The organism is Furfurilactobacillus rossiae (assembly GCF_013394005.1).
Taxonomy (GTDB): domain Bacteria; phylum Bacillota; class Bacilli; order Lactobacillales; family Lactobacillaceae; genus Furfurilactobacillus; species Furfurilactobacillus rossiae.
In genome coordinates this window covers 960,993-983,609 of sequence record NZ_CP040586.1, presented here as the reverse complement: position 1 = coordinate 983,609, position 22,617 = coordinate 960,993, and the positions used below count along the sequence as shown (strand labels likewise).

The following is a 22,617-nucleotide window of genomic DNA, read 5'->3' as shown; positions in this document are numbered from 1 at the left end:
ATAATTACTCGCGAGTCGTTGCCATTGCATGACGCACATCTTTTAATAAGCCTTCCCCAGACTGAGTACGCGCGCCTTGAGCACCAACCAAAGTAAACAAACTGTCCATAATCGTCAACTGGGCAATCAAAGAACTCATTGACTCACTCCGGTAGTTAACTTCCTCCGCAACGGATTGGAATACAATGTCACATTTTTTTGCTAGTGGTGAAGCCGGATAACTGGTGATGGCAATCATTGGCACGTGATTAGCTCGCAATTGATCCGCAATCATTAATGTGTCATGGTTACGCCCGGAGTGAGACACGATAATTGCGACATCGTCTTTGGTCATCTTTACGGCTTGCATCAATTGAATGTCGACATCAGGGTGAAACTGCGGCTGAACCGTTGTCCGTAAGAACTTATGATACCCATCTAGCGCAACAATTGAGGAACCACCAAAGCCAAAAAATGACAAGGTATGTGCATTTTTGATCAATTTAATAGCATCGGCTAAATCTTGATCTTTCAATAACGCACGGGTTGCATCTAACGCGTTATCAGCCCCCTGAAACACCTTATCGACGACAACTGACGGTGCATCGTCTTCTTCAATTTCACTGAAAAAACTGTCCGTTTGTGCTGCAATGCCGCCAAAGCCTAGGCTAAACTCACGAAATGAGCGCCACCCAATTCGTTTGACAAACCGACTAACCGTTGCCGTCGATACTTTGACGTTCTCCGCTAAATCTTGAATCGTCATTTCACTGGCGGCGGCTGGATTGCTAAGAATAAATGAAGCAATCTTCTTATCAGCTCCCGTTAAGTGTTGATAGTTTGCTTTAATCGTACTTACACTAGTTCGTGCGATGATAAACACCGTCCTTTATGAAAATATTCATCCACTTTTATGTAAAAAGTTTTCTAAGAACATTATGCCGCAAACGCTTTCAGATTGCATCAACTTTCACAAATTAAGTGTTCGAAACAGTTGTGAACGCTGCCAATTTCGCCTATACTAGCAGGCGTAGATTTAACTAAAAAAGTTTACAAAGGAGTTTATTCATATGGACTATATGGTCGGAATGGACATTGGTACCACGAGTACCAAAGCCGTATTATACGACTTGGACGGTAACGTCTTAGCTTACACGAACAAGCTTTACCCGTTATATCGTGACGCAACGGGGATGGCTGAAGAAGATCCAGAAGAAATTCTTGAAGCTGTTGTGAATGGTTTACAAGAAATTCTGCGCAAGGCCGACCTTAAGAATGGCAAGCTTCATGGTGTTTCTTTCTCAAGTGCCAACCAAAGTTTGATTGCACTAGATAAAAACCATAAGCCACTGACGCGTGTCATCACTTGGGCTGATACCCGAGCAACCAAGTACGCTGATCAATTGAAAGCAGATGGCACTGGTAAAACCCTGTATGAGCATACAGGAACACCAATTCACCCAATGTCATTATTATGTAAATTGTTGTGGTTGAAGAACGACCATGCCGACATTTACAAGAAAGCAGCTTACTACTGTGGCATTAAGGAATATATCTTCTATCGTCTGTTAGATGTTTGGCAAATGGATATTTCTGTTGCCAGTGGAACCGGGATTTTCAACATCTTCGACCTCGACTGGGATAAAGATGCTCTGGCATTAACTGGCGTCACCACTGATCAATTACCTAAAATCGTTGATGGCTATGCTCAATCAACGGGCATGCGTGACGAATATGCAAAAGTCATTGGCTACCCTAAGGATGTTCCATTTATCCAAGGTGCCTTTGACGGCGCATTATCCAACTTAGGTGTTAACGCAATTGACGAAGGTGTCGTTGCGGTTACGATTGGTACTTCCGGTGCCGTTCGTGTCGTTACGGACCACCCTGTTATCGATCCCAAGGGTCGTGTCTTCTGTTACGCTTTGACCAAAGACCTATGGGTTGTCGGCGGACCAGTTAACAATGGTGGTGTCGTCTTCCGTTGGGCGCGGGACAATCTGTTTGATGCTGAAAAGAGTACTGCTGCCCTTTTACAAGAAGACTCTTATGACTTGTTAACAGAAATTGCCAAACGTGTGCCAGCTGGCTCAGATGGCCTGTTGTTCCACCCATTCCTTGGTGGTGAACGTGCACCAATCTGGGATGCTGACGCCCGTGGTTCCTTCTTCGGTTTGACACAAATGCACACTCGAGCTCACATGATTCGTGCCGTTTTGGAAGGTATCGTTTACAACCTATACACGGTGCTGTTGGCCCTTGAAGAAGTTGTCGGTGAACCTAAGTCCATCATGGCAACTGGTGGTTTCGCCCGTTCTGAACTGTGGCGTCAAATGTTGTCCGATATCTTCGAACAGCCTGTCACCATCCCAGAATCATTTGAATCTTCATGTTTAGGTGCTGCTGTCATCGGCATGAAATCACTGGGCTTAATTGACAACTTAAGCGATGTTAAGAAATTCGTTGGTGAAACCAACACTTACCAACCAAACCCAGAAAACTTCGACGTTTACCGTGAATTAGTCCCAATTTACATTCGCCTTAGCCGTCAGCTTCAAACTGAATACACCAACATTGCCAACTTCCAAAAGAAGCATGCGCAACATGGTGAAACACAAGAATAATTGTGTCAGCAGAGCAACCTCATTTTGGGGTTGCTTTTTTTGATGAACTTTTCTTTTTCTGAGTTTTTCTTAATAGCATGAAAATTTTTATCATCAAATTAATATACTAATATCAAGGTTCACTTGTACTTCAAAAAGGTCATTTTTATTGGTTTTAGGCAAGTATTGTAAAAAAATTGCTAAAATCAAATGTAATCGCTTTCCTATTTGGTGATTATCTGGTATTGTTTCCTCAGTTCTTATTTTTTCACTTTGAAAGGAGACATTAATCATGTCTGCAGCTTTACCTTTTATAGTGTTGTTCTTGGGAATTGCCCTTTTATTAGTTCTCATTATTCGCTTTAAGATCAACACTTTCTTAGCTTTAGTTATCACTGCTGTACTGGTTGCACTTGGTTTGGGGATGCCAATGGATAAAATTGCTACCTCCATTCAAACCGGGATTGGTAGCCAGTTAGGTGAACTTTCCATCGTCTTCGGTTTTGGGGCCATGCTTGGCCGCTTAGTTGCCGATGCCGGTGGTGCTTACCGGATTGCAACGACGTTGATTAAACGCTTTGGTAAAAAACGTTTGCAACTCGCCGTTGTGTTAGCTTCCTTCATCATCGGGATTGCCCTCTTCTTTGAAGTTGGTTTGGTTCTGTTAATCCCAATCGTCTTCGCCATTGCGGTTGAAGCCGAAGTGCCAATTCTTTACTTAGGGATTTCCATGGCAACAGCATTGTCTGTTACCCACGGATTCTTACCACCTCACCCAGCGCCAGTTGCCATCTCTGCGGCATTACACGCAAACGTTGGCCGGGTTCTGTTATTCGGGATTATTTTAGCGATTCCGACTGTTTACATTGCTGGTCCATTATTCACTAAGTTGGCCCAGCGTTACGCACCATCTGCGTTTGAACAAAAAGGTAACCTTTCCTCACTTGGTGAAATCAAAGAATTCAAGTTGGAAGAAACCCCTAGTTTTGGTTTAGCCGTATTGACCTCCCTGTTCCCAGTTATCTTCATGGCCATCACCACATTGTATCAGTTAATCTTTACAGGCGGTGAATTACCAAAGAACCCAAATGCAATGGACCAGTTCATTGCGTTCATTGGTAGCCCAAGTATCGCCATGATTTTGTCACTATGTTTCGCAATGTGGTCCATGGGTTGGCATCGTAACCGTGCTACCAAAGACATCATGACTTCCATGGAAAACGCCGTTAAGTCCATCGCTATGTTGCTGTTAGTTATTGGTGGTGGTGGTGCCTTCAAGCAAGTGTTGATCGACGGTGGTGTTGGTAAAGCCGTTGCCACAATGTTCCTTCACACAAACTTCAGTCCACTGTTACTTGGTTGGTTAGTTGCCGTTATCTTACGTATTGCTTTAGGTTCAGCTACGGTTGCTGCTTTGACTGCCGCCGGAATTGTTGCCCCATTGATGGCACAATCTGGTGTGGACCCTGCCCTGATGGTTATCGCCATTGGTTCTGGTTCATTAGCTGCATCTCATGTTAACGATGCTGGTTTCTGGATGTTCCGTGAATACTTCGACTTAACTGTTAAGCAAACGTTGAGTATATGGACGGTACTGGAGTCAATCATTGCCGTCTGTGGGATTATCGGGGTTATGATTCTAAACGTCATTTTCCACTAGATCATCGTTTAAAAATTTATTAGTCATTATTTCAAACGACACTCATCAAACTTGAGTGTCGTTTTTTTGCGTGAAAGAAAGATAGAATAGACATTTCGTTACACCAGTCAGGAACGCCGTTTCATGGGACCGGCCCAAGCCCAAGAATCGGTCTTGAGTCTCGATTCTGAGCCCAAAATTCGGTCTCAGAAGTCGTCCTGTATTACTAAGTGGCCCAACACCGCCCACTAAGTAATACCTTCACGAAACTCTGTTCCTAACTGGCTTCACTAACTGTTGATGTTAAAAAAGTGACTACCTAATTTAAATCGAACACTCGTGATTGAAGAATTGATTTAAAATTCATTACTAATCTTTCGTCTATTAGATGTCTCAATGTAGCTGAAGGTAGATGTCTCAATGTAGCTGAAGGGCGTCAGCATAGAAACCAAGTCGTGAAAATGTTGTTAATCAGGCGTTTTCTGCCGGATTTACAACATGGACGGACAACAAGACTCGGGTTCTCACGAGGCTTGTTGGCGAGGTGAAAGACTGTGATTTTCAGGCTTGAACCGGTCCCACGATGAGCGTCTCTATGCTGACAACCGTAAGCGGCAGAAAACTATAAACCATCAGTTAAATTTCACAATGAAATAATCGTTTGATAACTCTGAAAACTATTTACATTTTTTGCCATTATCCTGTTTAAGAATGAGTTTCGGACGAGTACAATGGTTGGAGTTGGTTTTTTAGTTACCAAAAGTCTTTACATTTGAGAGGAAAGTTTTGATTATGACGCCATTTATTGTTCTAATTCTTGGTATCGCCTTGTTACTGGTATTGATTATCCAGTTCAAGCTCAACACGTTCGTTTCCTTGATTGTGACGTCAATTTTGGTGGCCCTGGGTCTTGGCATGAACCCAGCAGCCATCGCGACGTCCATCAAGAACGGGATTGGTAGCTCACTTGGTGAGTTAGCCATCGTGTTCGGGTTTGGGGCGATGATTGGTCGGCTTGTGTCCGACTCCGGTGGTTCTTACCGAATTGCCAAAACACTGATTAACGCGTTTGGTAAAAAACGGTTGCAACTCGCAATCGTGGTTGCCTCCTTCATTATCGGGATGTCCCTATTCTTTGAAGTTGGCCTTGTCCTACTAACACCAATCGTGTTCGCTGTTGCGCTAGAAGCCGAAGTCCCATTCGTTTACTTGGGTATTTCAATGGCTGCTGCTTTGTCAGCAACGCAAGGTTTCTTGCCGCCACAACCTGCTCCAACTGCTGTTTCGACTGCCCTAGGTGCTAATACTGGTAATGTGTTGTTACTCGGTATTATTGTTGCCATTCCCTGTGTGATCATTGCCGGTCCTGTATTTACGCGGATCATGCAACGTTTGGAACCAGGCGTATTCGTTATTAAAAAGGAATTACCAGCCTTTGGTGAAGTTAAGGAATACAACTTGGATGAAACACCTAGTTTCGGCTTGGCTGCCCTTACCTCATTGTTCCCCGTTATTTTCATGGCTATTTCGACCATTTACACGATGACGGCTTTGCATGGGATTAAGCCCGCTCATCCGCATGGTCTTGCTTCAATCATGATTATGCTTGGTGATCCCGTTATTGCCATGGTCATCTCGCTATTATTCGCAATCTGGTCAATGGGTTTCTCCCGTGGTCGGACAATGAAACAGATTAGTGGCACGATTGAAGATGCCATCAAGTCGATTGCCATGTTGTTAATGGTTATCGGTGGTGGTGCCGCCTTTAAGCAAGTTTTGATTGATGGTGGTGTTGGTAAAGCCGTTCAACAAATGATGTCACATTCTAGCCTATCACCGCTAATTCTGGGTTGGCTAATAGCGGTCATTCTGCGTGTTGCTCTTGGGTCTGCCACAGTTGCCGGTATGACGGCCGCTGGTTTAGTTGTTCCGTTGATGCATGCATCCGGTGCTAACCCCGCATTAATGGCATTAGCTATTGGTGCTGGTTCACTGGCTGCCTCACACGTCAACGATGCTGGCTTCTGGATGTTCTCTGAATACTTCGATCTGACAGTTAAGCAAACATTGAGTATTTGGACCGTGTTGGAAACCATCATCTCCGTGGTCGGTCTACTAATGGTGCTCTTGCTCAGTGTGTTCGTTCACTAAATTAATTCCATTTATTAATACCAAAAGATCCACAGTATCATGGTCATGTGACCGCGATATTGTGGATCTTTTTGCTCCCAGCTATTTGAAAATGTCATCTGGTCAAACGTAAATTCACCAGCAGATGCTTTAAAAGACGCCACCACCGGAGCCGCCACCAAAACCGCCCGAGCTCCCACCAGAGAATCCACCCGAACCGCCAGACAGGCTGGACGCTTGCGTATTGCTGGCCGAAATTGATGACGACAAACCATTACTAAGGCCAGTATCAAAACTACTATCAAAACCGCCGAAACCGTAATACAGTGGGAAAATCATCCCCGTCTTCATCAGTGCATCACTGCCGAACTCAAGGGATAGGGCTTTCGTTACTTTTTCAGCTAAGCCAAGTGCTGCCGCATATGGCAATATTTGTTCCCAGATTACAATGTCACCAACCTTAGCCGTGTCAAAGTGTCCTATATCGTTTAACATTCGTTTGAAACCTAACAATTCATTGTGCAGTTGATCCCCTTCAAGCGTGTAACGACTGATGACGCGTCGTTGCCACAGCGCACACCCCCAGACTAAAGCACTTAAACCAACTGCCGCAATCCACACGCCTAACCGAATCGTTGGCAGGTTTGTCACAATAAGCGCTGCTAACGCTGATAGTGCACTCGTCACAATAGCGACAGTCAGCCACCATCTTCTTAACGCGACATTATGATCGTCGTAATACTTTCTTGCCTCATCCTCTACCCGATCCTGCCACGAAGTAAACCGTCCACTCAGACGCCCACTTTGATCGCGTTGACCAAAGGTTTTTAAATCTTTCAATGGAACATATTCACCATCGCCTACTTCTGTGATCAGAAAATCGGTCAGTGGCTCAGAAATATCTTTTTGTTTCGTAATGATATAGGTCTTGTCTTCCGGTTTAATAGTAATTTCACCATTGCCAGCTTCGGTCATTAAGGTTCCCGTATACGCCTTAGTCGTCGGCGCTTTGTCTGTAATTAACCGCGCCGCCACGGCTGGCGATACCGTTGGCACTTCATACCAATGATTAACTGGAATTGGAACGGGATGACGATTTACCGGCCGGCGAGTGAAGTAAATCAACGAACCACCGAGCAATACAACTAGCATCGCTCCCACAGCACTCAACATCCCGGCATTCACCCGTTGCGACTGTTGTCGTTTGCGATTGGTTGCCGCAGCCAGATCACGCTCATGCTTGCGAGCTTGTTCTTTCATTGGTTGATTGACAGTGTTGCTATTTGTGGCTGTCACTGAGGTCGGGAATAACAGGTCCGTTTCAACGAATTGATTGGCTGGAATACTAGGCACTGTGATGTTCACTCTACCAGCCGCCTTCTTAACCGTGGTTTTACCATTCAATGGTCCATGAACCCAGGCTTGTAAGTCGTTCACAGGTTGCGCCGGCAATTTAATCGTAATGTGCACGTTATTTAACGCCACGTCCCATCCCTGACCAATAACTTTCCAATTTAAGCGAGCGGTGTCGGCATAATTTGTAACTACGCCATGTAAACGGTAGCGATAGGTAAACGTGGCGCTTTTGTCACTGATTTTGTGAAAGACCTTAAGTTGCAAATCGTTGGAATTCTGTGTCCGCTGAAACGAATTATCGCGCCCATTTGCCTGCTCACTCAACGTTTGCTCAGAACCACCCTGATTCTTAACTGTCACTTGAGGTGTATCAACACCCTTCAATCCCTTTAGATCCTGTTTTACAAATACGCCATTGAAATGACCGTCAAAGTTGTAAGTAATGCGTTGTGTAAAATCTGCATCCCCGTTCTCTAAAACATTAACGTTCGCAACGTACTTATCGATTGTATATGACCCATCGGCCATACCAGTGATTGGTAATAAAAAGACCCAACCAATTACAATCATTAAACTAAGCCACCAGTGCTTTGATTTCATGATGCACCCTCCTGCTTTGCTGTTACGCCTAGTTTACCATGAAGCCATTATTGAATACCGATGAACTGCTTAAATTCGTGTTCGCGGTTGCTATCGTTTATTGGTCAGTCTAATAGTGATCGGATATATTGACTCTGGAACCGAAATGATGGTTCTAGATAGATTTACATCGAAATCAATTACCAAAAGTAGGCATATTGTATTACACATTTTCATCAGTTGTAAATGACACAATGCTGATTTAAAAGCATTTATAGTCAAAGCTTCGATGGTTAATTTAATGTTGGTTTCTTCAAAACAATACTTTACTTTTGGTAAAGTATTGTTTACAATAATTATTGAGGTGATCACTATCGCTAGCAAACAAAATTCAGGTCTCACCATCACCAACAAGGTTTACGAATACCGCGTGTTAAATCATCTATCCCAAACCGCTTTGGCCAAAGCAGTCGGTGTTAGCAAACAGACAATCTTGGTGATGGAAAAAGGTAATTACTCACCGACATTGAAACTAGCCTTTGAAATTGCAATTTTTTTCAAGGTGGATATTACCGACATTTTTGGTTATAAGGAGAACTAATATGCAAATTAAATCATTATCTGATATTCCTGATGCCCTGTTTTGGCCGCTAAAACAATGGGCCGAACAAAGTAACTTGAATTTTAACATCTTGGTTGGTACCTGTACGCTTTTGACAATTTTTCTTTTGGTCGCCGGTTATTTTATGATGCGCAAAATTGGCAGAATTGAAGACGAGCGTACTGCTACTATTTATCTCGCGGCTGCTTCTATCATGCTTTCAGTCAGCTTCATTTGTGACATTGTTTTTCCAAGCGACTATCTTATTGAGCAATTTCGTATGATTAAATATATTTTTATGATGTTGTCAGGGCTCATTTATCTTGTTGTGACTTACAGAAAAGAAATGCGGTAATACATCAATTACATAATTTCGGCTTCTGCCCCTAATAAAAACTCCCTACCAAAGTGATTCGTTCGCAACCACTTTGGTAGGGAGTTCTTTATTATTCTACTTACCCGTTAACAACCACATTCTCGCGCTGTCTAATGTGCGTTACCAGTTTTGCTGCAACCTTATACCGATTAAACGGTGTAACCACATGAACGCCATCAAATCGATCACAGATTGCATCCGCAATTTCTTCAGCAATTTGTAGGCCAACTTCATGTTCATTGCCGTCGATCTCGGCCTGAGCCATTCGATCCAGTACGGATTGAGGCAAACTCATCCCCGACACATGCTCGTTTAAGAACTCAGCATTACGTTTGGACATTAGCGGCTGAACGCCAACAAACACGGGAATCTGTAACCCACATTGTGAGAAAGCATCTGCCAATTCATTAACCCTGGCGATATCAAACACTGGCTGTGTGATGAGATAATCGGCCCCACAGTCGATTTTTCGTTTGATTCCGCGAGTTGCCAAAACACCATTGGTAATTTTAGGACTAAAGGCTGCCGCTACACAGAAATTAGGGCGGTCATCTAAGTCCTTCCCGCTTGGACTAACACCAGTGTTATATTGCTTAATCAGTTTAATGAGGCCTAACGCATTAACGTCTCTCACTGAAATAGCACCCGGGAAATCGCCTTCCCTAGCAGGATCTCCAGCAATTGCCAGAATATCGTCAATTTCCAAACTGTGTAACCCCATAATTTCAGACTGAATGCCAATTAGATTATGATCGCGGGTCGTCAGGTGCACAATCGGATGAATACCGTATTCCAATTTCAACTTAGCAGCAACGGCCACATTACTCACCCGAACAGCTGCCAACGAATTATCCGCCAGCGTAATTGCGTCCACTCCTGCATCACGTAAACGCTCAGCTCCACGATAAAAGCTTGCCGTTTTAAACGTCGTCGGTGGATCCATTTCCACAAGAATACTCTTATGACCAACAGACGGATGAAGGAAATGATGTTCCGTTTGTGCTTCATCTGTATGTGTCAATCGTTGCCCATCATCCGTTAACTTTTGGTGCTCTGCGTCAGCCACCATGGCAACGCCCTCCTATTACTTTGTCGGTTCCGCTAAACTAGCACGAACATTATCACGTGCTGCAATCATGTTCTTTAAGGCTGCCAGCGTTTCCGGTTCCTGACGCGTCTTCAAACCACAGTCGGGGTTGATCCAGAATTGATGAGCGTCGATAACACGCAACGCTCGCTCAATATTTGCTTGAATTTCTTCAACAGAAGGTACCCGTGGACTGTGAATGTCATAAACACCAAGCCCAATTTCTTTATCATAGTGTGTCTTTTCAAACGAACTAATGATTTCACCGTGACTCCGGGACGTTTCAATCGAAATCACATCCGCGTCAAGTGCACTAATCGTGTCGATGATGTCTTCAAAGTCTGAGTAACACATGTGTGTGTGAATCTGGGTGTCATCACGAACACCAGTCGTCGTAATCTTGAAGGAGTAAACCGCTTCATCCAGATATGGCTTCCAGTTACGTTTCTTTAGTGGCAGACCTTCACGTAACGCAGGTTCGTCAACTTGAATAATCTTGATGCCAGCCTTTTCCAAGTTAATCACTTCTTGACGCAGCGCTAATGCGATTTGGTTTTGAACCTGTGCCTTACTGATATCGTCACGGACAAAGCTCCAGTTAATAATCGTTAAAGGTGCCGTGAGCATTCCTTTAACAGGTTTGTCCGTCAAACTTTGTGCGTAGACGCTTTCTTTAACCGTAATTGGTTTCGTGTAAGCGACATCACCGAAAATTACTGGTGGCCGGACTCCACGTGAACCATATGATTGAACCCAACCATTTTGCGTCGCATAGAAGCCAGTTAGTTTCTGACCAAAGTATTCAACCATGTCAGTCCGTTCAAACTCACCATGAACCAATACGTCCAGTCCGAGGTCCTCTTGAATACCAATCCAACGCTTGATTTCAGACTTGATGAAGTCTTCATATTCGGCATCCGTAATGTTGCCCTTCCGCCAAGCAGCCCGTTTGGAACGAACCAATTTACTTTGTGGAAAACTACCAATACTTGTCGTTGGCAATAATGGTAATTGCAACTTCTTGTGTTGTAGTGCAATCCGCGTTGGGAATGCGCTGTGCCGTTCAAACGTTTCGTTGGCCAAGTTGGTCTCCGCAGCACGGACCTCAGCGTTGTTCCGGTGTTCAGATTCATTTAACGCCTTGAGTGCGGCAGCATTCTTGGTGAATTCTTCTGAAACCGCCTGTTGGCCTTCATTAGCGGCCTTAGTTAAAACCGTCAGTTCATGTAGCTTTTCATCAGCAAAGGCTAAACCACCTAATAAAACAGGATCGATCTTCGTTTCATTCTTTGTCGTGATTGGTACATGAAGTAATGAGTTAGCAGGTTGCAACCACAAATGATTGTTGTCAACGACACCCTGCAATTTCTTAATTAAGGCCAGTTTGTCAGCAAAATTGCTTGTCCAAATATTGTGACCATCGATAATACCGGCAGCTAATACCTTGTCGCTTGGGAAACCATCGTTCAACACGTGCTGCAAATTTTCACTGTTGTCGTGCACAAAATCGAGTCCGATTGCCTGCACGGGTAATTTGGTAACAACTTTATAGGGATCAATGCTGTCAAAGTACGTTTGCAGTTCAATATTGATCGATGGTGCCGCTTGTCGAAGTGCATTCAAAGCCGTTTCGTAAGGTTTAACTTCAGCATCTGTCGCAACCTTAACCAGCGTTGGTTCGTCCACCTGAACCCATTTAACGCCGGCCTGAGCCAATTCAGTAAAGACCTGTTCGTAAAGTGGCAATAATTGTGGCAGTAGTTCATCAACAGCGGCCGCGTCCAGGTAATCACCATTCCGTTTGCCCAGTTTTAACAACGAAATTGGACCAAGGATAACTGGTTTTCCGTCAATTCCTAATTCAGTTTTGGCTTCGTTGTAGAAACGTAACCAACGATTATCCAATAATTCAAAATGAGGTTGGTCATATTCTGGCACGATGTAGTGGTAGTTGATGTTGAACCATTTCGTCATTTCTGAGGCCACGGCGTCCTTTGTCCCACGAGCAATCGCGTAGTATTCGTCCAACGTTAACCGTTTGTGAAATCTACCATAGCGTTCTGGCACGATGCCAAAAGCCGCAATCGTGTCCAGCACATGATCATAGTCTGAATTATCGGCAACCGGAATTAAATCCAACCCTGCTGCCTGTTCCTTTTTCAAATTGGCCAAACGCAATGCTTTCGTTTCTGCATGAAATTCCGGTTCATCAATCTTGCCTGCCCAGTAGTGTTCCAACGTCTTTTTCCATTCTCGTTTTTCCCCTAACCGCGGGTAACCAAGATTGCTACTAATAACTGTCATGTATGACACTCCTTCTCGTTTAAATGCTTTTGATAATCGACAAAAAACGGTAGCTTCATCCTACAAAAAGGACGAAGCTACCGTTCGCGGTACCACCTTATCTTTGTCACAAGCTCACACTTGTAACCTTATCCCGTACATTTTCATACGGTAGCAGGATAACGACTGCTGGTCGTTGTCACTTTGCCATTAAGGTTCAGCGGCACCGTTTAGAGGCCATTGTTCATCTTTCACCGCGTGACTTGTTCCCACCCTGCAAGCTCTCTATCTCGTTGGTTAAAGATTACTTTTCTCATCGATACGTTTTCAATGACTTGAATTTACACTCGATTTTCATTAAAGTCAAGGCATTTTCTAATGATAAATTAATTAATGGGATATGTTCTCTATAATTTCAAGGAGATTGATTGCGTGTTATTCACAGTAAGCAAGATTCTAATCATCTATAATTATCTTAATACAAATGAAAAATGGCAGTGCTTCAACAAATTGTTGAACTGCCATTTTTCATTTGCCAGTATTCAATTAATCTTTCACCAGACTGACAACACATTCAATGCTTGTCGTCTGTGGGAACTGGTCCACCGGCTGAATGTCACCATCAACGTGATAGCCGTGATCCATGAACACCTGAATATCACGAACCAACGTTGCGGGGTTGCAGCTGACATAGACAACACGGCTCGGTTTAACCGCCGTGGCAGCTTCGATGAATTCTGGTGCCAGACCCTTACGTGGCGGATCAACCATGATAACATCCGCCTTCAAGCCAGCTTCTTGCCACCGTGCCATTTGGTTTTCAGCCTTGCCGACAACAAAGTCAACGTTATCGATGTGATTCAAATTAGCATTGGTCTTGGCGTCACTAATGGCCGTTTTAACCATTTCAACACCATACACATGTTTAGCATGCTTGGCCACTGCCAACGAGATTGTACCGATACCACAGTAGGCGTCAATAACAGTCTCTTCACCCGTTAACTGCGCCTTGTCGATGGCAAACTGATACAGTTTTTCCGTTTGCTGTGGATTAACCTGGTAGAACGAGTGAGCCGAAATTTCAAACGTCAACCCCATCAATTGGTCATGAATCACGGGACTACCGAAGTGAATTCGATCCGTGTCACCTAACAATACGTTCGTTTGTTGTGGATTAACATTTTGAATGATGCTCTTCACTTCTGGCAACGCCTTCGTGATTTCAGCAACCAACTCATTCACCATCGACAATTTATGTGTCCGCGTAACAATGACAATCATCATTTCATGACTGTAATAGCCTCGACGCACCATGATGGTTTTAATCACACCGGTGTTGTTAGTTTCATCGTACGCATCCAAATGGAAACGACGTAAGAGATCACGCACCACGATAATGGCTTCATCAATTTTAGGATCCTGAATATAGAAATCCTCAATTGGCACAACCGTGTGAGAGCCACGTTTGTAAAAACCAGTTTCGATTTGACCATTGATCTCACGAACCGGCACTTGAGCCTTGTTACGATAATGATAAGGTGTCTCCATCCCCACCGTCTTGGCAACATCAATGTCCAAGTGTGACTTCTTTAACAATTCAACCACTTGGTGTTGTTTGAAGGCCAATTGACCTTCGTAACTCAAGTGTTGCAGGGGCGCAATCCCAGTTTGAGTGTAGGTCACATTGACACTATCAACCCGTTGCGGGCTTTTTTCGATAAACTTAACGACCCGACCAAAAGCGTATGTTTTCGACACTTTGGTTACTGCAAATACAACTTTTTCATTAGGCAATGCGTTCGTAATAAAGATTGGAAAATCTTCTATCTTAGCGACACCCATCCCTTGATAGGTCAGGTCAATAATATCGCCTGTATACTCTTGGTTTTTAGCAACTGGTGCTTTGAATTTCATTAATTATTTCCTTTCGACTTTTGCGACGGTCACTCAACGGAATTTTTCAAACGAACAAAAACAGTCCGCTGTAAAATTTTCGAACCAAACAAGTATAGCATGCCGACTCACTTAAAAGAAGTACAAAACAGCGGATCCGCATTTAAGCGGACCCGCTGCTGAGACACATCATTATTTTTTGTTGTCGTCTGTCTGACCTTCTGGCAACTTGTCAACTTCTTCAACAAACTTACGGGCGTCTTCTTCGATGGCACGGTCTTCACCAGTCAACTGTTCATCGGGAATCGCATCCAAATCAGCAAACATTTCAATGTGCTGTTTGTGATCAATGAACGTCATCGGCGCATCACCACCGTATTCCCCGTCCAAATTAATCATCATTCGATCGGAATTAAGTGGCTTAGCAATCACTTTGCTGGTCTTCTTGTAAATGACCAACGGATCATTAATATGTCGACCACCGTTTAAGACTAATGTCATCAGCCGCAACAGTTGTGGCATGCTGGCCGTTTTGACAATGAGCAAACTGAATTTACCATCATCAAGCGATGCATCGGGCACAATTTGTTCGAACCCACCGATTGAATTCGTCAGTCCCAATAAGAACATCGAAGCTTCACCTTCGAACTTACCATCGTCGTACTCAATCGACATTTGAATCGGTTTAATTTGCGGCAATAATTCAGCACCCTTAACCAAGTACGCAAGGTAACCAAAAATTGTTTTCATATCGGAAGGAACATCATACGTCAATTCAGTCAGCAAACCGCCACCAGCGATATTGATAAAGTACGTTTCGCCAGCCTGACCGATATCCATCTTCACAGTTTGATTCTTAAGCACAACCTTAGCAGCGTTCAATGGCTCATCACGTGGAATCCGCAATGCGCGAGCGTAGTCATTAGTAGTACCAGCCGGAATAATCGCCATTTTAGGACGCTTCTCAAGTCCAGCAATCCCGTTGACGACTTCGTTAATCGTCCCGTCACCACCGGCTGCCACCACTAGGTCAAAGCCTTCAAGGGCAGCACGATGCGCCTCATTTTTAGCCGAATCAGGCTCTGGCGTGGTCGCATACGCACTAGTCTCGTAACCGGCCTGTTCGAAGACGTTCAGTATATCGATTAAATCTCTTTTTAGTGCTTCGCGTCCTGACGTTGGGTTGTAGATGACCCGTGCGCGTTGTCCCATGTTTCATTGCCTCCACTGCAAACTGTCTTAGTCATTCCGTTTAATAATTTTAATGCTATGTACAAACCCCGTTGTAAGGTTCACAACGAGGTTTAATTTTAACCGCTTCTGATTAAAATAACAATCGTTTAACGCGCATTCAATGAAGTCATTAACAACTTGTTAACAATCTTCGGATTAGCTTGCCCGTGTGTTTGCTTCATAATCTGACCGACTAAGAAGCCAACAGCACGATCTTTACCATTCTTAAAGTCTTCAATCGATTGAGCATTAGCGTCCAACACACCATCGATAATCGGCTGCAATTGAGCTGGATCTGACAATTGAACCAGGTTATGTGCTTTGACATAATCATTTGGTTCTTCACCATCCATGATCGCCTTAAAGACCTTCTTAGCCATCTTGGATGAAATCGTACCATCCATTTGTAACTTGATCATGCCGGCCAAGTGGTCTGGCGTCAATTTCGTATCTTGCAGATCCAAATGGTTATCGTTCAGATAGGCGTTAACGTCCCCCTGCAAATAGTTTGACGTCAATTTAGCGTCTGCACCTTGTGCCACAGCCGCCTCAAAGAAGTCAGACATTTCCTTGGTCTGTGTCAGCACCATGGCGTCATAGTCAGTCAAACCAAGGTCATCAACATAGCGTTGACGACGACGTTCTGGCATTTCTGGCATCGTTTCTTCGATCTGTTTGATCCAGTCATCCGCAATCTCAACGTTAGGAATATCTGGTTCTGGGAAGTAACGGTAATCATCCGCACCTTCCTTAACACGCATCAGGATGGTTTCGTTAGAAGCTTCATCGTAACGACGTGTTTCCTGTTGAATTTGACCGCCAGACAATAAGACACGTTGCTGACGTTGTTCTTCAAACTGAAGACCCTTCTTCACATAGTTGAAGGAGTTCAAGTTTTTCAGTTCTGTCTTCGTCCCAAACTTGTCCGTTCCATAAGGGCGAATCGAAATGTTGACGTCGACACGCATAGAACCTTCTTCCATCTTCACGTCAGAAACACCGGTAAACTGAATCCGTTGACGCAAAGTTTCAAGGTAAGCGTAGGCTTCATCAGGCGAAGCAATGTCAGGCTTCGACACAATTTCAATCAATGGTGTCCCCTGACGGTTTAAATCGACGTAGGAATACCCATTAGGATTATGCGTGTTTTTACCGGCATCTTCCTCAATGTGCATCTCTTCGATTCCGATTTTCTTTTTCTTACCGTCCACGTCAATTTCAATCCAACCATTTTGTGCTAACGGCACATCTGATTGTGAAATTTGGTAAGCCTTTGGGTTATCCGGATAGAAGTAGTTTTTCCGATCAAAGTGCGTATGCTGATTGATCTTGGCATGAAGGGCCAAAGCCGCGCGCATACCGTATTCCACTACCCCTTTGTTGGGCGTTGGTAAAACACCAGGATATCCCCAGTCAATCACATTAGTATTGGCATTAGGGTTGTCACCAAACTCAACGGGTGACGGACTAAAAATCTTTGAATTCGTTTTAAGTTCAACGTGGACTTCTAGTCCAATCGTCGTTTGAAAATTCATTAAGCACGCCCTCCTTTGCTCATTGATGGCTTCAATTCGTGGAATGTCGTGTTCTGTTCAAAAGCAAAAGCTGTGTTCAAAACGCGACTTTCATCAAATGGACGGCCAATGACTTGTAAGCCAACCGGTAAACCATCTACCAAGCCAGCAGGCACTGAAACGGCAGGCAGACCAGCCAAGTTAGCAGGAACCGTCAACATGTCATTCATGTACATCGTCATCGGATCTTTAGTTTCGGCACCGATACCAAAGGCCGGTGTTGGTGCAGTTGGTCCGACAATAACATCGTAATCAGCGAACACTTTCTTAAAGTCTTCAATGATTAGTGTCCGAATCTTAGCAGCCTTCATAAAGAACGCATCGAATGAACCGGCAGATAATGCAAAGGTTCCTAACATAATCCGACGTTTAACTTCGTCACCAAATCCTTCGGAACGGGTCTTAACGTACAGTTCTTCCAAATTCTTAGCATTTGGTGTGCGGTATCCATAACGAATTCCGTCAAACCGTTGTAAGTTTGAAGACGCTTCAGACGGTCCAAGAATGTAGTAAGCCTGAATCCCGTGGGTACTGTGTGGCAAACTGACTTCATCCACCGTTGCACCCAATGCTTCAAGTTTCTTGATTGCAGTCTTAATCTGATCACGAACGCCTTCATCGATGCCTTCACCAAGGAATTCCTTAGGCACACCAATTTTTAAGCCCTTGATGTCGCCAGACAAACCAGCCACATAATCCGGCACTTCTTTGCTGGATGAAGTGGCATCACGTTCATCACGACCCGCAATCACATTCATCATGGCAGCGGCATCCGTCACGTTCTGGGTCATTGGACCAATTTGGTCTAATGATGACGCAAACGCGATTAATCCCCAACGGCTAACTCGGCCATACGTTGGCTTTAAACCAACAATTCCGTTGAAAGCGGCCGGTTGGCGAATTGAACCACCAGTGTCAGAACCCAGGGCAGCCAGCACATCGCCAGCTGCGACTGTAGCCGCAGAGCCACCCGAAGAACCGCCAGGCACCTTAGTTGTATCCCAAGGATTATGAACAGTCCCGAAGTGGGATGTTTCAGTCGAGCCACCCATGGCAAATTCGTCCAGGTTGGTTTTCCCAATTGTAACGGCGCCGGCAGCGCGTAAACGCGTCACAACATCTGCGTCATATACAGGTTTAAAGTTGTACAAAATTTTAGAAGCGGCTGTTGTCAGCAAGCCCTTAGTCGTTAAGTTATCTTTGTATGCAACTGGCACACCAGAAAAGACGTTATCTGCATCAATTCCGCTTTCATCAGCCTGTTTAGCCTGTGCCAATGCTTCATCATCGTTCACCGTCACATAAGCGTTTAAGGCGTCTTCATGATTATGAATATCAGTAAGCGTCTGTTGTGTTAATTCAGTGGCAGATAAGTCTTTATTAACGAGCGCTTGATGAAGCTCAGTTAAATTATCAAACTGTTGTGTCATTAGGCGTCCTCACTTTCGTCAATAATTGCGGGCACCTTAATAAAACCATCTTCGGTTTCAGGAGCTTCGTTAATTAACGCATCTTTTTGGTGGGCGTTCACTGCAACGTCTTCACGTAAAATTGCAGTCGCGTCGGCCATGTTGGTTGTCGGCTTCACATCATCTGTGTTGACCTCGTTCAAACCATCAATCATGGTAATAATTTCGTCCAGTTGACTAGTAAACTTGCTGGCCTGTTCATCGGTCAACGAAAGTTTTGCCAGTTCGGCAACGTGCTCAACTTCAGCACGTGAAATTGGTTCTTCTGCCATGCCCATCCCTCTTTCTGTAAAAAGTTGTCACTATCTTTAATATTATACGACAAAGCGCGGTAAGTTTGTGTTCTTCTCTAAATAATCGCGACAAAAATAATGGCATATCCAGCCCCTTAATTGTCGTAATTAATTTTTTCAACAAACACATCTCGATTTGCTTACTGTCGGTCTGTGTCATCTGTATGTTGCTGTTTGATGCGCCGTAAAAATGGCCGGCGCCGACGTCCGAGAATCAGTGGCACATGCTCGACAACAACATCCGAAAATTCCAGTCCAAACCATGTTGCCGGCGTACTCGTCCAATTTTGAAGGGTCACCCGCGCTTGGATAATAAAGCGGTCAAATGGTTTGACTCGTGTTTCCGGTGACAGCTCTTCTTGAATGACAACAAAGCTGAAATCACCAACATTGCGACCCTTTTGCATCGTATAAGTTTGCGGTTGAGCCGGCAAATCACCGCTCTCAATTAGCTCGTGAACAATCGCCCGCAGATAAACATTTACCCGTTGTTCACGACGAAAACCAAGATAAAGTTGAACGTTAATAACATTGTTCGTGCCCATCATATCGACATCATATTTAGCCGTATACGGTTCATCTGTAACGTTAACTGTCACAAACCAATATGCCTGTGCACGTTTCGGACGTTTGTCCAAAATTGAATAGAGCATTTCTTTTTTAATCATATGACCCGGTTTTACCTTAGCCATATAGACTAAATTGGTTGCAAACGTTGGGTAGTTTTCATCTTTGCTCAGCGCAACTAACTGGTCTTTATAATCATCTAAATCGACATAGCCGGACTCAAACTCATCGCGATCACGAATTTTATTGCCGTAATACCAAATAAACATCACACACAAAATTAAGCCAGCCAGAATGGCCGTTACATAGCCACCATGAACAAATTTAACCATCGATGACAGGAAGAACATGGTTTCCAAACTGCCAAAGAATAGGACCATTAACCAAGTCAACACAACGTTTACATGCCGTAACCGCAAATACTGGAACAGCAAGAGTGTCGTCATCAACATTGTCACAGTGATGGCTAATCCATATGCGGCCTCCATATGAGCAGAAGTTCTGAAAAAGAAAACTATTCCGACACAAGCAATCCACAAAATGCCGTTCACAGCCGGTACGTATATTTGCCCGTGCTGAAGCGTTGGGTAATTAATCTTCAATCGTGGCAATAATTTTAACCGGACTGCTTCTGCAACTAATGTGTACGAACCAGTAATCAGCGCTTGCGATGCGATAATGGCAGCCAAGGTTGCCAGCACAATGCCGACAAAACGCCAGTCGCCAGGTAAAAGTTCAAAAAAGGGATTAAAGTCCACCGCTTGTCCCAAGTTGGCCTCGTGAGCGTGTTGAATCACCCAAACACCCTGCCCAAAATAGTTAAGCATCAAACACACAAAAACATATGGCCAACTTGCATCAATGTTTGCCTTACCAACATGACCAACATCTGAATACAGTGCTTCAGCCCCAGTAGTCGCTAAAAAGACGCTACCCAGAATAAAAATGCCAACCTTGTTATCTGGGCTTGCCAGCACACTGATGGCATAGTAAGGATTTAACGCCTTTAAAATGGCAAGGTCTGGCAGCAAATTCACTAAACCAACAACACCAATAAATGTAAACCAAAGAGTCATAATTGGACCGAAAGCATGACCAATCGTTTTGGTCCCAAAGCGCTGAATCACAAATAAAATCGATAAAATTACGACTGTGATAAAAATGACATCAGCCTGATTTTGGACTGGTTCCCAATGATGAAAAACAATCCCCTTTAATCCTTCAATTGAGGTTGTCACTGTCACAGCTGGTGTCAGCATCCCATCGGCAAGCAATGCAGCGCCACCAATCAATGCCGGATAAAGTAACCACTTAGCTTGACGTCTTACCAGTGTATAAAGTGCAAAAATACCGCCTTCACCATGGTTGGTGGCATTAAGTGCAATAAGCACATACTTCACGGTCGTGAGTAACATCACTGTCCAAAAAATAAGTGAAATACTCCCAATCACTAATTCAGGCGTCGTGGTGGACAGTCCACCATTATCGCCAAGAATCGTTTTCATAACATACAATGGCGAAGTACCAATATCTCCGTAAACGATTCCTAACGTAATAAAAATACCTGCCCGACTTACCTTAGTTCTTGTGTTCGCATTCATCGTAAAACTACCTCGACTTTTATAATCTAGAACCACCAACTCATTTTAGCCATTTTGATCGAAAATAAAATAGCCTAACGCAAACTTAATGATCTTTCTGTCGCTTCAATACAAAAACCGCCATAACACAGGCTTTGTTCTGTGTTGTGGCGGTTAGTCAATTATTCATTTTTGTTAATAGGATCCAAAAACATGTGTTGAAAATTTAGTTTGGCCCGAATCACGACTCAGGAACGACTGAACGCCATCCGTTGACTGAACCGTGATATCAATTGGCACCCCTGACGGTAAGTATTTCGGCGCTACTTGGGCCAGGTACTGGGTAAAGCTAATAATCTCTGTTTGACTATAAAATTGCGTTGTAATCGTGACATTCATACCAGCTAAATTATCATCCTGGTATTGTGCCTGAGCGGTCACACCACTGAGATTCGGGAAGAAGTTTTGAACCTGAGTCTTAAAGTTTTCGAAGTTGCTCTCATCATTACTGGTGCCTGACGTACTGGAACCACCTGCAGACGGAAAGACTACGTTACGTTGGTTGATGTTCTGCCAAGAACTGATGTTGTTTCCGTCATTGACACTATACGAGAAGAACGTACCGCCAACCAAACTGTCATCAGAAGCCTGCTTATACAAAGCAATCACAATTGGCACATCTTTGCCAACGCCCTTAGTCGCACGCACACGTTTTAATACTTCTGCTGCAATTGCACGGCCTTGGGTCGTCATTTGCTCATCGGAAATATTTGTCGAATACTGAGCACCATATTTTTCCTTGGTGTAGTAGTCAACCGAATTTAAACCGATTCCGATAGTCATTCCAGACAAGGATAAATTGTCGCCATCCTGCGTCATGTAGTCTTGTTCTTCAATAGTTTGTAAATACAGCGGATTCCGTTTATTGGCATCCTTTTGACCGTTATCAACAGGGTTTAACCCCGTAGGATTATCGTTTGACTTACGCTCAACCCACTTTTGAACAGTTGACGTAGACAAATACTGACCTTCCTGAAAAATATACTTGCTCGGCTTAAATTCCTTTTTAGAGACATTTAATAAGCCACTTTCAAAACTCTTCAGGTTCATGGTGTTATTGTCTTGATCATTGGTGACACCACGGGCGGCACTCGTTAAATAATGCCCGTTCTTGATGACACCTTGATAATTATTGCTGTTGGTTTGACCAGTTGTCTGAACCTTCTTTTTACTGGTAGTCGGTGTTGTCGAACTACTTGATGTGCTGTCGAGGTTACCACAGGCTGCCAATAACATCATGGTAGATAACAATGCGGCCACAATACGAAACTTTTTCACCTTAATCAAAATCCTCCCTGCTGGAATTAGTACAAAC

17 protein-coding genes are annotated in these 22,617 nt (G+C 43.9%); 5 read left to right on the top strand and 12 right to left on the bottom strand.

Annotated features, from left to right (window positions below; all coding sequences use genetic code 11):
- Window positions 1–4 precede the first annotated feature (4 nt).
- Window positions 5–862 (bottom strand): MurR/RpiR family transcriptional regulator, encoded by an 858-nt coding sequence (locus LROSL1_RS04595; RefSeq protein WP_318653002.1) that lies wholly within the window; start codon window positions 860–862, stop codon window positions 5–7.
- Between the two features lie 187 nt (window positions 863–1,049).
- Here LROSL1_RS04595 and gntK point away from each other — a divergent pair, with 187 nt between their 5' ends.
- From gntK to LROSL1_RS04580, 3 genes are all read left to right on the top strand, one after another.
- A complete protein-coding gene (gene gntK, locus LROSL1_RS04590; RefSeq protein ID WP_017262725.1) occupies window positions 1,050–2,603 on the top strand; it encodes a gluconokinase in 1,554 nt (517 codons plus the stop codon).
- 271 nt (window positions 2,604–2,874) lie between these two features.
- Window positions 2,875–4,242, top strand: a complete 1,368-nt coding sequence (locus LROSL1_RS04585) for a gluconate:H+ symporter (protein WP_017262723.1) — start codon at window positions 2,875–2,877, stop codon at window positions 4,240–4,242.
- A 771-nt stretch (window positions 4,243–5,013) separates the two neighbouring features.
- The gene (locus LROSL1_RS04580) at window positions 5,014–6,372 is read left to right on the top strand and encodes a gluconate:H+ symporter (protein ID WP_017262722.1); all 1,359 of its coding nucleotides are present in this window, start codon (window positions 5,014–5,016) and stop codon (window positions 6,370–6,372) included.
- 14 nt (window positions 6,373–6,386) lie between these two features.
- Here LROSL1_RS04580 and LROSL1_RS13230 read toward each other — a convergent pair whose 3' ends face one another.
- Both LROSL1_RS13230 and LROSL1_RS04575 read right to left on the bottom strand, forming a co-directional pair.
- The gene (locus LROSL1_RS13230) at window positions 6,387–6,518 is read right to left on the bottom strand and encodes a hypothetical protein (protein WP_263863244.1); all 132 of its coding nucleotides are present in this window, start codon (window positions 6,516–6,518) and stop codon (window positions 6,387–6,389) included.
- Window positions 6,502–8,307 carry a DUF2207 domain-containing protein gene (locus LROSL1_RS04575; protein ID WP_178913878.1) on the bottom strand — a complete coding sequence of 602 codons (1,806 nt, stop codon included), beginning with the start codon at window positions 8,305–8,307 and terminating at the stop codon, window positions 6,502–6,504. Before LROSL1_RS04575 ends, LROSL1_RS13230 begins: the two co-directional genes overlap by 17 nt.
- Before the next feature lie 352 nt (window positions 8,308–8,659).
- Here LROSL1_RS04575 and LROSL1_RS04570 point away from each other — a divergent pair, with 352 nt between their 5' ends.
- Both LROSL1_RS04570 and LROSL1_RS04565 read left to right on the top strand, forming a co-directional pair.
- Complete coding sequence (locus LROSL1_RS04570; RefSeq protein WP_225351503.1) at window positions 8,660–8,887, top strand: helix-turn-helix transcriptional regulator; 228 nt, start codon at window positions 8,660–8,662, stop codon at window positions 8,885–8,887.
- A gap of 1 nt (window position 8,888) precedes the next feature.
- Entirely contained in the window at window positions 8,889–9,242 is a 354-nt protein-coding gene (locus LROSL1_RS04565) for a DUF2178 domain-containing protein (RefSeq protein WP_178913876.1), read from the top strand.
- Window positions 9,243–9,342: 100 nt separating this feature from the next.
- Here the strand turns inward: LROSL1_RS04565 and LROSL1_RS04560 are convergent, their stop codons facing one another.
- The 9 genes from LROSL1_RS04560 to LROSL1_RS04520 all read right to left on the bottom strand — a co-directional run bounded on the left by LROSL1_RS04560 (window position 9,343) and on the right by LROSL1_RS04520 (window position 22,580).
- Window positions 9,343–10,332, bottom strand: coding sequence for a methylenetetrahydrofolate reductase (locus LROSL1_RS04560; protein WP_178913875.1), 990 nt, complete (start codon window positions 10,330–10,332; stop codon window positions 9,343–9,345).
- A gap of 15 nt (window positions 10,333–10,347) precedes the next feature.
- Window positions 10,348–12,654 (bottom strand): 5-methyltetrahydropteroyltriglutamate--homocysteine S-methyltransferase, encoded by a 2,307-nt coding sequence (gene metE, locus LROSL1_RS04555; protein WP_178913874.1) that lies wholly within the window; start codon window positions 12,652–12,654, stop codon window positions 10,348–10,350.
- 525 nt (window positions 12,655–13,179) lie between these two features.
- Window positions 13,180–14,547, bottom strand: a complete 1,368-nt coding sequence (gene rlmD, locus LROSL1_RS04550) for a 23S rRNA (uracil(1939)-C(5))-methyltransferase RlmD (RefSeq protein WP_178913873.1) — start codon at window positions 14,545–14,547, stop codon at window positions 13,180–13,182.
- Window positions 14,548–14,718: 171 nt separating this feature from the next.
- Complete coding sequence (locus LROSL1_RS04545; RefSeq protein WP_017262714.1) at window positions 14,719–15,738, bottom strand: diacylglycerol kinase; 1,020 nt, start codon at window positions 15,736–15,738, stop codon at window positions 14,719–14,721.
- Window positions 15,739–15,866: 128 nt separating this feature from the next.
- Window positions 15,867–17,294 (bottom strand): Asp-tRNA(Asn)/Glu-tRNA(Gln) amidotransferase subunit GatB, encoded by a 1,428-nt coding sequence (gatB, locus tag LROSL1_RS04540; RefSeq protein WP_161001087.1) that lies wholly within the window; start codon window positions 17,292–17,294, stop codon window positions 15,867–15,869.
- Window positions 17,294–18,763: an Asp-tRNA(Asn)/Glu-tRNA(Gln) amidotransferase subunit GatA gene (gene gatA, locus LROSL1_RS04535; RefSeq protein ID WP_178913872.1), complete on the bottom strand. Its 1,470-nt coding sequence runs from the start codon at window positions 18,761–18,763 to the stop codon at window positions 17,294–17,296. Before gatA ends, gatB begins: the two co-directional genes overlap by 1 nt.
- Window positions 18,763–19,074 (bottom strand): Asp-tRNA(Asn)/Glu-tRNA(Gln) amidotransferase subunit GatC, encoded by a 312-nt coding sequence (gene gatC / locus LROSL1_RS04530; protein WP_161001085.1) that lies wholly within the window; start codon window positions 19,072–19,074, stop codon window positions 18,763–18,765. Before gatC ends, gatA begins: the two co-directional genes overlap by 1 nt.
- 161 nt (window positions 19,075–19,235) lie before the next feature.
- Window positions 19,236–21,263: a KUP/HAK/KT family potassium transporter gene (locus tag LROSL1_RS04525; protein WP_178913871.1), complete on the bottom strand. Its 2,028-nt coding sequence runs from the start codon at window positions 21,261–21,263 to the stop codon at window positions 19,236–19,238.
- Between the two features lie 174 nt (window positions 21,264–21,437).
- The gene (locus LROSL1_RS04520; protein ID WP_178913870.1) at window positions 21,438–22,580 is read right to left on the bottom strand and encodes a CamS family sex pheromone protein; all 1,143 of its coding nucleotides are present in this window, start codon (window positions 22,578–22,580) and stop codon (window positions 21,438–21,440) included.
- Window positions 22,581–22,617 lie beyond the last annotated feature (37 nt).